At 69.9% G+C, this 12,872-nt stretch carries 9 protein-coding genes; 5 read left to right on the forward strand and 4 right to left on the reverse strand.

All coding sequences use genetic code 11. The features are described 5' to 3' along the window. Positions 1-54: 54 nt before the first annotated feature. A complete protein-coding gene (locus tag IFT36_RS01515; protein ID WP_200412250.1) occupies positions 55-1,437 on the reverse strand; it encodes a hypothetical protein in 1,383 nt (460 codons plus the stop codon). 82 nt (positions 1,438-1,519) lie between these two features. On the opposite strand from IFT36_RS01515, the gene IFT36_RS01520 reads away from it, so the two are divergent. Genes IFT36_RS01520 through IFT36_RS01530 form a run of 3 tightly spaced genes read left to right on the forward strand, consistent with a single transcriptional unit; the run spans position 1,520 to position 3,764 of the window. Continuing rightward, positions 1,520-2,257 (forward strand): glycosyltransferase family 2 protein, encoded by a 738-nt coding sequence (locus tag IFT36_RS01520; RefSeq protein ID WP_192123187.1) that lies wholly within the window; start codon positions 1,520-1,522, stop codon positions 2,255-2,257. Next, positions 2,254-2,745: a DUF2304 domain-containing protein gene (locus IFT36_RS01525; RefSeq protein ID WP_200412251.1), complete on the forward strand. Its 492-nt coding sequence runs from the start codon at positions 2,254-2,256 to the stop codon at positions 2,743-2,745. Before IFT36_RS01520 ends, IFT36_RS01525 begins: the two co-directional genes overlap by 4 nt. Next, the gene (locus tag IFT36_RS01530; protein ID WP_200412252.1) at positions 2,742-3,764 is read left to right on the forward strand and encodes a glycosyltransferase family 2 protein; all 1,023 of its coding nucleotides are present in this window, start codon (positions 2,742-2,744) and stop codon (positions 3,762-3,764) included. Before IFT36_RS01525 ends, IFT36_RS01530 begins: the two co-directional genes overlap by 4 nt. On the opposite strand, the gene IFT36_RS01535 is transcribed toward IFT36_RS01530, so the two are convergent. Beyond that, a complete protein-coding gene (locus IFT36_RS01535) occupies positions 3,734-5,023 on the reverse strand; it encodes a lipopolysaccharide biosynthesis protein (protein WP_200412253.1) in 1,290 nt (429 codons plus the stop codon). The two genes, IFT36_RS01530 and IFT36_RS01535, sit on opposite strands and share 31 nt — an antisense overlap. A 117-nt stretch (positions 5,024-5,140) precedes the next feature. Between IFT36_RS01535 and IFT36_RS01540 the strand changes: the two genes are divergently transcribed. Further along, a complete protein-coding gene (locus tag IFT36_RS01540) occupies positions 5,141-6,769 on the forward strand; it encodes a DUF2142 domain-containing protein (RefSeq protein ID WP_200412254.1) in 1,629 nt (542 codons plus the stop codon). A 101-nt stretch (positions 6,770-6,870) separates the two neighbouring features. Here IFT36_RS01540 and IFT36_RS01545 read toward each other — a convergent pair whose 3' ends face one another. Together IFT36_RS01545 and IFT36_RS01550 are read right to left on the reverse strand one after the other, a co-directional pair. Then, positions 6,871-8,922, reverse strand: coding sequence for a hypothetical protein (locus IFT36_RS01545; protein ID WP_200412255.1), 2,052 nt, complete (start codon positions 8,920-8,922; stop codon positions 6,871-6,873). A 181-nt stretch (positions 8,923-9,103) separates the two neighbouring features. Next, positions 9,104-10,138 carry a glycosyltransferase family 2 protein gene (locus IFT36_RS01550; RefSeq protein WP_200412256.1) on the reverse strand — a complete coding sequence of 345 codons (1,035 nt, stop codon included), beginning with the start codon at positions 10,136-10,138 and terminating at the stop codon, positions 9,104-9,106. A 108-nt stretch (positions 10,139-10,246) separates the two neighbouring features. Here IFT36_RS01550 and IFT36_RS01555 point away from each other — a divergent pair, with 108 nt between their 5' ends. Next, a complete protein-coding gene (locus IFT36_RS01555; RefSeq protein ID WP_200412257.1) occupies positions 10,247-12,802 on the forward strand; it encodes a glycosyltransferase in 2,556 nt (851 codons plus the stop codon). Positions 12,803-12,872: the final 70 nt, after the last annotated feature.

Here is a 12,872-nt window from a genome sequence, read left to right on the forward strand (position 1 = left end):
TTTCGGTACGGGGGCGGCAGGGTGCGTCCATCATTCCACGGCTGCGCCAGGGCCTCATCCGCGCTCGTCGAGCGTCGAGCAGTCGGCTGCCACGAACCAGCCGGTCGGGGCGATCGGCACGAGGGCCTTGCCGTCGTCGAGCACGACGTCCCCGCTGCGGCACTGGTCGACGACCTGGTCGTAGTTCGACTGCCACGGGCCGTAGTCGCTGCGGAGCACGTGGTCGAGCTGTGGGTGCCACAGGACGGCCCCGGCGAAGGCGGCGAGGAGGACGGCGCCCGCGACCGTCGTCACGGCGCGGCGCCGCGCGAGGAACGCGTCCGCGGCGAGGGCGACGGCGGTCAGGAGCAGCATCGACGGCACGAGCGCGTACCTCAGGTAGCCGGACGTCGCCAGCCAGCCCGGGCCGTTCAGACCGTATTCGGTGAGCCCGCTCGCGTTCGCGACGATGCCGGCGGCCCAGAGGAGCGGTGCGTAGACGACGAGACCCAGGACCAGCCAGAGACGTCGACGCCGCCCCGCCACGGCGGCCCAGCCGGCGCAGAGGACGATGCCCGCCAGCACGAGTACCGCGATGCCCCAGGACGTCTCGACGAGCAGGTCGGAGGCCGTTCCGGATGACGCGACGAAGGTCGACATGACCGGCTGAGCCAGGAAGCTGAGGACGAGGTCGGTCAGATCGGGTGCGGGGTAGGTCGACGCTGGACGGGGGAAGGCCCACGAGGTCCACAGCTGCACGGCCACCCCCACGAGCAGGGCACCGGACACCGGCCACGAGCGTCGGTGCCGGACGGTGACGAGGACCAGGGGAACCAGCAGGACCGACTGGACCTCGGTGAGCGCGCAGACGAGGACGACGCCCGCCTGCAGGCCGCTGCCCCACCAGGTGCGCGGCACGTGCAGCACCGCCCAGAACAAGAGCCAGAGCAGGTACCAGTGCAGGTTGGCCAGGTTGCCGGACACCTCGATCGGGGCGATCGGGGCGAGCACGGTCACGGCGGCGATCGCCACCCGGGCGGCCGAGGACATGACGTACTGACGACTGAGGACGAAGACGAGCGCGGTCACGAGGCCGACCACCGCGCAGCAGACCGCAGCGATCACGTGGGCCACGTCCCCGAGATCGCCCACGAGAACCGCCAGGTCGGTCGCCAGGCGCGCGCCGAGGTGCTGATAGCCGGCGTAGGGGGTCACGAGGGACTCCCAGGGGCCGAGGTCGAGCCGCTGCGAGAGGAAGATCGGGCCGTCCTCCGCCCAGAGGGTCGACCTCGCCGCCTCGGGGAGGCGCCACCACGACACCAGGGCCGCCACGACACCCAGCGCGGCAGCCGTGCCGACGTCGAGGACGAGGCGGGGCGCTCGTCGCGCGTCGGCGGCATCGTCGTCGACGAAGTCCGCCGACCGGTCGGTCGTGGTGTTCGGAAGCGCTCGGGTCACCGGACGATTCTCCTGCATCCCCGTCCGGGCGCGCTCCCCCGGCGCGCCGGATGCCGGCCGGGTCGACTGTTAGCATCACTGCATGGTCTCGTTGGAGAAGACGCTCATCGTCATGCCCGCCTTCAACGAAGAGGCCGCGGTCGGAGACGTCGTCCGAGAGGTGTTCGGCGCCCTGCCCGGCATCAGCGTGCTCGTCGTGAACGACGGATCGCGGGATCGCACCGTCGAGGTGGCCCGTGCCGCGGGCGCCACCGTCCTCGATCTGCCCTTCAACCTCGGTGTCGGCGGGGCCATGCGTGCCGGGTTCAAGTTCGCGCGGGCCAACGGCTTCGAGAACGTCGTGCAGGTGGACTCGGACGGGCAGCACGATCCGGCAGGGGTCCCGCTGCTGCTGAAGGCCCTGGAGTCCCACGACGTCGCCATCGGCGCCCGGTTCGCGGGCGAGGGCGACTACGAGGCGCGCGGGCCGCGCCGCTGGGCGATGGTCGTGCTCGCCACGGTCGTGAGCCGCATCGCCCACACGCCCTTGACCGACACCACCTCCGGATTCCGGGGGGCCGGCCCGCGGGCCGTCGAGATCTTCGCCGAGCACTACCCTGCCGAGTACCTCGGTGACACCGTCGAATCACTCGTGCTCGCCGCCCGGGCCGGCTGCCGCCTCACCCAGGTGCCGGTGTCCATGCGGGTCCGGGCCGGCGGCATCCCGTCACACGATCCCGCCAAAGCCGCCGTGTACCTCGGACGAGCGTGCCTCGCCCTCGTCATCGCGCTGTGGCGGCCGCCCCTGTCCCTGCGCAGCGACGCGGGGGTCGCCGCGTGAGCGTCACGACCTACGTGTTCGGCATCGTCTCGGCCCTCTTGGTGCTCGTCGTCGTCTTCGAGTTGTTGCGTCGCCGCCGCGTCCGCGAGCGCCACGCCCTGTGGTGGATGGTCGCGGGCACCCTCGCGCTGCTCATCGCCGTCTTCCCGCACGTCCTGACGGGCCTGGCCGGACTGCTCGGCATCGCCGTGCCCACGAACCTCGGGTTCTTCGTCTGCGTGGTCGTCCTCTTCCTCGTCTCGGTGCAACACAGCGCCGAGCTGACCATCCTCGAAGAGAAGTCGCGCACCCTGGCCGAACACGTGGCCCTCCTCGACGAGCGCGTCTCCCGTCTCGACCGCGCTGCGGACAGGAAGGCCTCGGCGGACGACGTGGGTGCCACCGGCCGTGGCGTGACGACGTCGCACCCCGAGGGCGATGCCACCGGGCACGAACCCGACGAGGGCCTGCGGACCGACGAGCCCACCGACCGGGCCGGCCGCTCATGACCGCGTCGCCCCGCGTCACGGTGGTGACGCTCGCCTATGGTGACGAGGCCGTGCTGGACCGAGCCGTCCGTTCGGTGCTCGACTCGACCGGCGTCGACGTCGACCTCGTGTTGGTCGACAACGGGTGCACGAGCGACGCCGTCCGCGACCTGCCCGATGATCCACGGCTGCGGATCGTGACCCCCCGCGAGAACCTCGGCTTCGCAGGCGGTGTCAACCACGGTGCCCGCTTCGCGGAGGGCGAGTTCCTGGCCCTGGTCAACTCGGACGCCGAGGTCGCACCGGACGCCCTCGCCAAGCTCGTGGCGGTGGCCTCCCGCCCCGGCGTGGGCATCGCGACGGGCAGCATCCGGCTGGCATCCGATCCCGGACGCATGAACTCGGCAGGCAACCCCGTCCACGTCGTCGGTCTCAGCTGGGCCGGCGGCATGAACGAACCGGCGAGTGACCACGCCGCCCAGACCCTCGTGGCCTCCGCCTCCGGTGCAGGCCTCGTCCTGCGTCGCGACCTCTGGACGCGCCTGGAGGGATTCGCCGACGAGTACTTCGCCTATCACGAGGACGTCGATCTCAGCTGGCGCACCTGGCAGGCGGGACTGACCGTCGTCTACGTCCCTGACGCCGTGGTGATCCACCACTACGAGTTCAGCCGGAACCCCCTCAAGATGTTCCTGCTCGAGAAGAACCGACAGATCTTCCTGCGGACCGCCTACGGTCGACGCCTGCGCGTCGTGACCTGGCTGCCCGTCACCGCCCTCGGACTCGTCATGACCCTGGTGGCCCGGAGCCAGGGGTGGGCTGCCGAGAAGAAGCGGGCCGATGCCTGGGTCCGTGACAACGCCGCGTGGATACGACAACGACGTCGGTGGGTGCAGAGCCGGAGGGTCGTGTCCGATCGAGACCTGGCCCCGCTGCTCTCGGCCACCCTGGACCAGCAGGTGTTCCCGCTCCCCGCCGGCGCCGGCCTCCTGCAGGCGTCGATGCGCCTCTACTGGAGGGTTGCGCGCTCGCTGCTCTGATCCACGTCCGGTGACGACGCCGACGGGCGACGGCCGACCGACAACAGGACGACGACCACGAGGTTGACCGTCGAGCCGACCAAGAAGCCGATGCTGCCGGACGACACTCCCGCTGTCGGGCCCGACGCGACCATCACCGTGACGCCCGCGACGAACCCGGCCACCGAGCTGAGGGCCACCTCGCGGGACCGACCGGCGGCGAGCATGAGGGCCGCCGGGATGAGCGCGACGGTGAAGACGTAGACACCCAGCATCAGGAATCGCAACAGGGGTACCGCCGCGTCGCCCTCGGTCGGGTAGAACAGCGGCAGGTACCACGGAGCGAGCAGGACCATCGCTCCGAACAGGAGAGCCGACCCCCCCGCGAATGCCAGGAACAACGACAACGGTCCACGGTGGCGCAGCGACGAACTCGTCGCCCGGTGGGCGAACGCGGGGATCACGATCTGACTGACGGCCTGGCCGAGCATGGACGCGGGAGTGGCCAGCGTGAAGGCTGCTGCGAAGAACCCGGCCGCGTCGCCCGGAGCCCAGACCTGGGCCGAGATCATGGCCAGTTGGAGCAGGCCGTTGGTCGTCAACCCGGCCACCACGTTCCATCGGGCGAAACCGAGGACGGGCGAGACCTCGAGCTCGGGTCCCGCCAGACGGTTGCCACGGGGCAGGCAGGCGACGGCGAAGACGAGGTAGCCGACGGTCAGGGGGACGAGCACCCAGGTCCCCTGACCGGTGAGGCAGACCACGATCAACAAGCCGAGCGCGCCTGCGGCCGAGACGGAGTCCCAGAGCGCGACACGGGCGGCGCCGTGACGCCCCAGCCGACCGCCGCGGGCGTAGGCGTAGAGCCCGTAGCCGACGACGAGCCCGGCGGCGGACACGGCCACGAGAGGAGAGTTGCCGAGAGCCATGGCGACGGGCACGGTGGCCACGCCCAGGAGCAACGACGAGGCGAGCATGGTCCGTCCGAGGACACGGACGAGGGCGGCATCGGAGACGCGGCGGTGCAGGGCGAGGGCGAGGAAGCGCGAGGCGGTGTTCCCGGCCGCCGTCGGCCAGAGCAGGGCGACGAAGATCGACAGGGACAAGAGGGTCGAGGCGTGCCCGAGTGCTTCCGTGCCGAAGGTACGTCCGATCAAGACCGTGTAGATGAGACGGCTGACGCCCTGGGCGCCGATCCCGACGGTCGAGAGAAGGGCCGCCGAGGCCATCGCACCGTTCTTCCGCTCCACCGTCGTCGCGGTCGCGCCCTTCACACTCATGGCGTCAGCCTACGGTCAGCCAGATCGAGGTAGCGCCCACCATCGATATCATCGTCGGGGCCGCCCGTGCAGTTCACGCCCTCGGGGTGCCTGCCGATCCCGCGATCTGAGGACCACATGAACGTCGACACCCGCACCGCCTCACAGCCCTCCCGTTCGAAGGGCAGGTCCCGGCGCCCCCTCACCACCTTCCTGCTCTCCTTCGTGGCGTTCTGCCTGCTCGGCGGTACCTGGGCCATGGCCAACCCCCTGATGTCGCTCCCCGACGAGCCGGCGCACACCATCCACGCCGCAGCCGTCGTTCGGGGTGAATGGTCCGGCACGCCCACCGGCAAGGGTGGATGGACAGACGTCGAAGTCCCCGAGTACATCGCGATAGCCCACGACCTGCCGTGCTTCGCCTTCCGCAACGCCGAGTCGGCCCAGTGCCAGATGCTCGTCCCGGACTCCGAGGTCGAGACCACCGTGACGACCTCGGCGGGTTCCTACGACCCCGCTTACTACGCCGTCGTGGGCCTCCCGTCTCTCGTCCTCGACGGGAAGGCCTCCTACTACGGCATGAGGGGCGTGAGCGTGATGCTCGTCTCCGCGTTCCTGGCCCTCGCCGTCGTCGCCCTGTCACAGCTCAGGCGACGGGGGTTCGCCCTCCTCGCCCTCGCCGTCGCGATCACCCCCAAGGTCCTCTTCCTGGCGAGCGGCATCAATCCCAACAGTCTCGAGATCGCCTCGGCCGTCATGCTGTTCTCCTGGCTGAGCCTGCTGGCCCAGAGATGGCGTGAGGACGGCGTCCCCCCGGTGCGCATCGCCATGGTCGCCGTCGCGGCCGTCGCCCTCGCGAACAGCCGCAGCATCGGCCCGCTCTACGTCCTGATCATCGTCCTGGCGACCCTGTTCGACCTCGAACTCGTCAAGCGCCTCCTCCGATCCCGCGCCTTCTGGGTCGGCGTCGTCGCGATCGGCGTCGGGACCGCCTTCAGCCTCGCCTGGACGGTCCTCTCGGCGAGCCTCAGCGTGTCCACCGAGAGCGCGGGCACAGGCACGGGCTTCGGTCTCGCCTTCCGGACCATGGCCTTCCTGACGTTCGAGAACCTGACCGGCTACGTCGGCATCTTCGGTTGGCAAGAGGTCCCCGCACCCTTCACCACCGTGGCCATCTGGGGCGGGCTGATGTTCGCCTTGGCCGTCGCCGGGCTGTTCCTCGGCCGGGGCCGTCCGCGTCGCACCGTCCTGCTGCTCATCCTGGCGTTCCTGTTCATCCCGCCGCTCATGCAGGGCTACGCAGCGGCCGACTACGGCTACATCTGGCAGGCACGCTACCTGCTGGCGATCGTCTGCCCTCTCGTCATCGCCGGAGGCATCGCCCTCGACGACGCCTTCCCGACTGCGTTCACCCTGCCTGGTGCCCGCCGCCTCGCGGGCTTCGTCCTGGTCATCCTCGCCATCATGCAGTTCCACACCTACGTCTGGAATCTCCAGCGCTACGTGCTGGGAATGCCCGATGGCTGGTCGCGCATGTTCACCGATCCCGAGTGGTTGCCACCGGGCGGGTGGTACATCTGGGCTGCGGTCCTGCTCGTGACCCTCGTAGGCGGTGCCGTGCTCCTCGGCCGGGCGGCGTTCTCGCGGACGGACGACGTGCCAGCGACCGATGCCCCGTCGCTCGGAGCCTCGGATCGTGCCGACACGCGGCTGGAGGAACCCGCCGTCCATGATCGCGCCTCCTCGGTGGGGCCCCCCTCCGCCTGACGCCGCGAGGCGATCCACCCCGGCCGGGTGGAAGCACGAACGGGTGGCAGCCTCGTCGGCTGCCACCCGTTCGTGGTCTCGCCCCAGGGGGCCTCAGACGGTCAGGGAACGGTCACCGTCCGGCAGCCGAGGTTCAGCTGCCCGACGCCCGACGAGTCCTTGGCGGTGCCGCACACGGTCCGGGAACCGGGAGCGGCGGGGACGACCGCCCCGAAGCCGTGCAACGGACCCGAGGTCGGGTACGACCGCGCGACGTCGGGACGGCTCTGGTCGGCGACGACCGTGGCGCCGGCGGCACCGTCCACGGTGAACGCGACGGGCAACGGCGCAGCCGTGTCGGGATCGACCACCCAACCGTTCACCCGGACCCCTCCGGTCGTCCCGACGGCCGACTCGAAGTTGCCGACCGGCAGCGCGCCGCCGACCACGACGGTCCGGCATCCCAACGTCGTGTTGCTCGTGCCCGCGCCCTGGTTGATGGCGTAGACGCAGACCGAGTGGGACCCGGCCGACGCCGTCACGGTCGAGCTGAAACCGTGCGCTGCTCCGTAGGCGGGGTAGTTCCGGGCGATGTCCGGGCGAGCGTTCGACGCGGTCGTGACGCGTCCGACGCCGTCGACGTACACGTGGACGGGGATCGACGCAGTGGTGTCACCGTCGAGGGCCCATCCGGCGACCGTGATGGCGTTCGCCGAGGTCGAGACGACGTCGAGCGCTCCCACCGGTGTCGAGCCGACCGCCGTGACCGTCTTGCAGCCGAGGTTCGAGTTGCCCCCCGCGCCCTGGTTGATGGCGAAGAAGCACACCGAGCGCGCGCCCGCCGAGGCGGGCAGATCAGCCGTGAAACCGTGTGCCGCCCCGTTCGCCGGGTACGCGCGCCCGATGTCGGGTCGTTGCCCGGAGGCGCGTAGGGGGTACCCGACGCCGTCGACGTAGGCGTGGACGGCGATGGAGGCGGTGCTCTCGGGGTCGAGGGCCCATCCGTTGACGCGGACTCCGCCAGGAGCGGCGACGACCGAGTCGACGGCACCGACCGGGGACGCCGACGCGATCGTGACGGTCCGGCAACCGAGGGTCGTGTTGCCGTTGCCGCGCAGGCCGATGGCGTAGACGCAGACCTCGTGGACGCCGGGGGACGCCGGGACGGTGCCCTGGAAGCCGTGGTTGTTGCCCTTGGACGGGTACGCAGCACCCACGTCGGGTCGCGACCGGTCCGCCGTCAAGGGGTACCCGGTCTTGTCGACGTACACGTGCACCCCGATGGGCGCGGGCAGGTCGCGGTCGAAGGCCCACCCGTTGACCGAGACGGACTCGAGACCGGTCGTCAGCGAGTCGAGCGCGCCCTGCGGACCGTTGCCGCCGGTCGTCGAGCCGAACCAGTCGGTGAAGTACACCCAGAAGTTGCGGTTGCCGTAGGCGGAGCACGAGTCGCCCGTCCCGTTGAGGTTCGCGAGCGCCGGGGCGTTGGGCGTGTAGGGCGTGTAGTAGTACAGGTTGGCGGTCGCCTGGTTCTTGATGAAGACGGACTTCGATCCGCAGGCGGCGTTGGGGTTGTAGAGCACGGTCCGATTGCCACCGGGCGCGTACTGCGTGAAGTAGTTGCTCGTCCCGGCCGGGTTGGCGTACCGCTTGAACTGCCACGACGCCTTGTAGAGCTGGTTGTAGACCCCGGCGAACGACGGATCGCAGCCACCGTTGGCACTGTCCGGGCAGGCGTACCCCATGGCACGCTCGAGCCGGGCATCGGACGGGGCCCTGGCGATCGAACCCGAGACCAGGCTCTGCTCCTTCTGCAGCGTCACCAGCAACACCTGCGGGTTGATGCCGCAGGCCTGGGCGACCTTGGCGATGATCCGCGAGACCGGCTCCTGGCTCGCCCCCTGATAGGCGTTGCACATCGCGTCGGCCGGACGCGACGCCGTGTCGAGGCGCTTCACGTTGAGGCAGTTCGAGTTCGAGCAGCTGCCGATCCGGGACGCGAGGAAGGACTGCACCTGCGATTCGGACATCGCCCCCGAATTGAAGAACACCTGGTCCGTGATGATGTTGCCCGGGTCGAAGTCCGCCCCCGAGAGAGCCTGGGCCGGCGGCGAGGACGCCCCCCATGACAAGCCGGTCAACAGACCGGCGGCGACGGCGACGGCCGCAGCCATCGCGATGATCCTTCTGGACACGGGTGGCCTCCCTGGGGCACGCGGTCGAGGCGCCTCCCCACCGCCGCCCCCTGGCGGCGTACCTCGTCGTTCGAGCGGGAGACCGGATGCGAAGCCCGACCAGTCCTCCGACTGTAGCCTCCCGTACCCCGACCGGAAGGCCGTGTCCCCCGAAGACGGGTCAGCGGTCGATCGGCCTCAGCGACTGCTCGACACGCCGACGCGCACCCCTCGTCACGCCCGAGCGCCGACGCGAGACGAGCGCCCCGGCGACCGCCGACGGCAGCCCACGGCACACCGAGCCCCAGTCCCGACGTGACAGCTGGGCCCCGCGGGGGCGCGCCAGATCGATCAGGAGGCGCGCGAGGGTCCGCAGCGTCACCCGCGCCACGAACCCTGCCGAACCGTTGCGGACGACGACGAGCAGGCGGTTCCGCATGCTCTGTCGCCGCACGAGGGCACCGCTGCCGGCCGAGCTCGCCGCGTGTCGATGGATCGTCCGGGCCGAGGCGGCGTGCACGATCTCGAGGCCCGCGAGCCGGAGCCGCCACGAGACGTCGAGGTCCTCGTAGTACATGAAGAGCCCCTCGTCGAAGCCCCCGACGGCCTCGAGGGCCGTCCGCCGGACGAAGGCCGCCCCTCCCGAGAATCCGAAGGGGTCGGCAGGATGGTCGACGACGTCGTCCGAGGGCTGCAGCCAGTCTCGATCGCGACCGTTGCCGTCGGGGGCGAGTTCGACACCGGTTCCGTTCAGCAGGCCGACGGCCTCGGGAGCCGACGACCGGAGCCACGCCGTCCCGCGGCCGTCGACCAGCGCACCCTCGTCCCGAGGGGTGGCGCGTACGAAACCGCCCTCGAGCGTCACGGTGGCCGAGGCGGCGGCCACCCGAGGTCCGCCGGCGCGCAGGGCTGCGAGGCCCGCCTCCACGAAGCCGGGTTCGGCGACCGCGTCGTTGTTCAGCAGCACGACGACGTCACCGCGCGAGGCCTCGATGCCTCGACGCACCCCACCCGCGAAGCCGGCGTTGGTCGCCTCTTCGACCACGACGAGATCGGGAACGAGGCGCCGGAACGGTTCGGTGCCGCCAGGCGACGCCTCGTTCTCGACGAGGACGATCTCGAACGAGGCGCTCGCTCGCTGGCCGACGAGCGACTCGAGGCAGCGCAGCGTGAGTTCGGGTTGACGCCAGTTGACGACGATCACGGATGCGTCCATCCGACCATTCTGACAGCGCCGGGGGCGGGTGCCGGTGACGCCCTCGTATAGTGGGAGCGCACTCGCGGGGCCCACCGGCCCGCACCACCGTCCTTGGGAGTACCCACCGTGCCTGTTTCCACGTCGAGCGTCGTCTCGGTCGTCATCGTCAATTTCCGCGGGACGGACGACACCCTCGAGTGCGTCGCCCGCCTCACCGAGGTGGATTGGCCGACCGACCAGCTCGAGATCGTCGTGGTCGAGAACGGTTCGGGCGACGACAGCCGCCAGCGTCTCGAGGCCGAGCTCGGTGGCCACGCCAACGTCAAGATCGTCGTCTCGAAGGACAACCTCGGGTTCACCGGTGGCAGCAACCTCGGCGCCAAGAAGGCCAAGGGCGAGTTCGTGGCGTTCCTGAACAACGATGCCAAGCCCCACCCCGGATGGATCCGTGAGGCGCTCGACCAGTTCAACGTCAGTCCTCGGGTCGCGGCAGTCGGCAGCAAGGTCCTGGACTGGGACGGCAAGGCCATCGACTTCGTCCAGGGCAGCCTCACCTGGTTCGGCATGGGTTACAAGGACCGCGTCACCGAGGTCGACGACGGCCAGTTCGACACCCCGAAAGACCTGCTCTTCGGCACGGGCTCCGCCTTGTTCGTGCGCAAGTCCGTCTTCGAGCAGGTCGGTGGCTTCGACGAGAAGCTGTTCATGTTCTACGACGACGTCGACCTCGGCTGGCGACTGAACATCCTGGGCTACCGGGTCCGATTCGCACCGCAGTCGATCGTCTTCCACAAGCACCACGGCTCGATGAAGAGCTTCGGCGAGCACCGAGAGATGTACCTGCTCGAGCGCAACGCCCTGATGCTGCTCTTCAAGAACCTCTCGGACGAGAGCCTCGCGAAGTTCCTGCCCGGCGCCCTCGCGTTGCTCGCCCGCCGGGCCGTGGCCAAGAGCGGCCTCGACTCCGAGATGTTCGACATCCGCCGCTTCGTCGGGGCGGCCGACGAGTTCGACCCCGAGACCCCCGTGTCGAAGGACACCATGGCGGGCCTCTTCGCACTCGACCAGTTCGTCGCCGAGCTGCCCGATCTGCAGGCCGCGCGAGACGACCTGCAGGCCCGCCGGACCAAGACCGACGGAGAAGTCTTCCGGCTCTTCGGCGACATCTTCAAGCCGCTCTTCGGCGACCCCTACTACCTCGAGGGTTTCCGCTCCATCGTCGACGCCTTCGACATCCGCGAGCACACCCAGCGGACGAAGGTGCTCGTCATCACGGGTGATGCCATCGGCGACAAGATGGCCGGGCCGGCCATGCGGGCCTGGAAGATCAGCGAGGCCCTCTCCGAGCACAGCGACGTCCGGCTCCTGACCTGGAACGTCGCGGCCCGCAAGTCCGACCTCTTCGAGGTGGATCGCGTCCGCCTCCAGAACGAGCACGAGATGAAGGCGCACGAAGAGTGGGCCGACGTCATCGTCTTCCAGGGCCACGCCCTGCACCACTTCACGACCCTCAAGAGGTCGAAGAAGATCATGGTCGCGGACCTCTACGACCCGATGCACCTCGAACAGCTCGAACAGGGCCGAGAGTGGGGCCTCGCGCAGTGGAAGAACCAGGTCGCCTCGGCCACCGACGTCCTCAACGAGCAGCTGCTCCGAGCCGACTTCTTCCTCTGCGCCTCCGAGCGTCAGCGTCTCTTCTGGCTCGGGCAGCTGGCCGGCCTCGGGCGCATCAACCCCGAGAACTACGCGGCTGACGAAAACCTCGAGAAGCTCATCGCGATCGCCCCGTTCGGCATGGACTCCACTCCCCCTGCGCACACGCGCAAGGCCATCCGGGGCGTCGTCCCGGGCATCGGCGAAGACGACAAGGTCGTCATCTGGGGCGGCGGGATCTACAACTGGTTCGACACGCTCACCCTGATCCGTGCCATCGCCCTGCTCGCCGAACGGCGCCCGGACGTCCGCCTGTTCTTCCTCGGGGTGGCCCATCCCAACCCCGACGTGCCCGAGATGGCCATCGTCGCGCGGACCCGCCAGCTCGCCGCCGAGCTGGGAGTCGCCGGCAAGAACGTGTTCTTCAACGAGCAGTGGGTCGCCCTCGACGACCGCGCCAACTACCTGCTCGAGGCCGACGCCGGCGTCAGCACGCACTACGACCACATCGAGACGACGTTCTCCTTCCGGACGCGCATCCTCGACTACATGTGGGCGAACCTGCCCATCGTCACGACCCGGGGTGACAGCTTCGGCGATCTCGTCGGCGCCGAGGGGATGGGTGTGGCCGTCCCCGAGCGTGACGTCGAAGCACTCGCCGACGCGCTCGAGTCCGTTCTCTACGATCCCGAGGTGACGGCGGCGACCCGGGACGCGGTGTCCCGGGTTCGCGAGGACTTCACCTGGGAGAAAGCGCTCTCCCCGCTCGTGGAGTTCTGCCGTGACCCGCACGTCGCACCGGACCGTGCCCTCGAGAGCACGGCGGTCACGACCGTCAAGGCGCTGCGTGGCAAGGTCGCCAGGTCGAGCGAGGAGAAGTTCCACGAGATCGCCAACCGCCGTCACGGCGTCGCGCGCGACCTCGCGCTCGCCCGCCACTACGTGACCGACGGAGGCGGCATCGAGGTGCTGCGCAGCAAGGTGCAGAACCGTCTGGCGACCATGCGCGCCAGCAAGTACGGCAAGTAGGCTCCCGCCCTCCCGTGAACCGGTCCGCCTCAGCCGACCGGGGTATAGTGCTTCAGTTTTGACCACGAAG

It is taken from the genome of Frigoribacterium sp. CFBP 13605 (assembly GCF_014839405.1).
Lineage (GTDB): Bacteria > Actinomycetota > Actinomycetes > Actinomycetales > Microbacteriaceae > Frigoribacterium.

What these genes read in the sequence shown, in the direction of transcription:
- IFT36_RS01545 (WP_200412255.1), bottom strand. Translation starts at nt 8,922, where the DNA reads ATGGCTGCGGCCGTCGCCGTCGCCGCCGGTCTGTTGACCGGCTTGTCA.
- IFT36_RS01550 (WP_200412256.1), bottom strand. Translation starts at nt 10,138, where the DNA reads ATGGACGCATCCGTGATCGTCGTCAACTGGCGTCAACCCGAACTCACG.
- IFT36_RS01530 (WP_200412252.1), top strand. Translation starts at nt 2,742, where the DNA reads ATGACCGCGTCGCCCCGCGTCACGGTGGTGACGCTCGCCTATGGTGAC.
- IFT36_RS01535 (WP_200412253.1), bottom strand. Translation starts at nt 5,023, where the DNA reads ATGAGTGTGAAGGGCGCGACCGCGACGACGGTGGAGCGGAAGAACGGT.
- IFT36_RS01520 (WP_192123187.1), top strand. Translation starts at nt 1,520, where the DNA reads ATGGTCTCGTTGGAGAAGACGCTCATCGTCATGCCCGCCTTCAACGAA.
- IFT36_RS01540 (WP_200412254.1), top strand. Translation starts at nt 5,141, where the DNA reads ATGAACGTCGACACCCGCACCGCCTCACAGCCCTCCCGTTCGAAGGGC.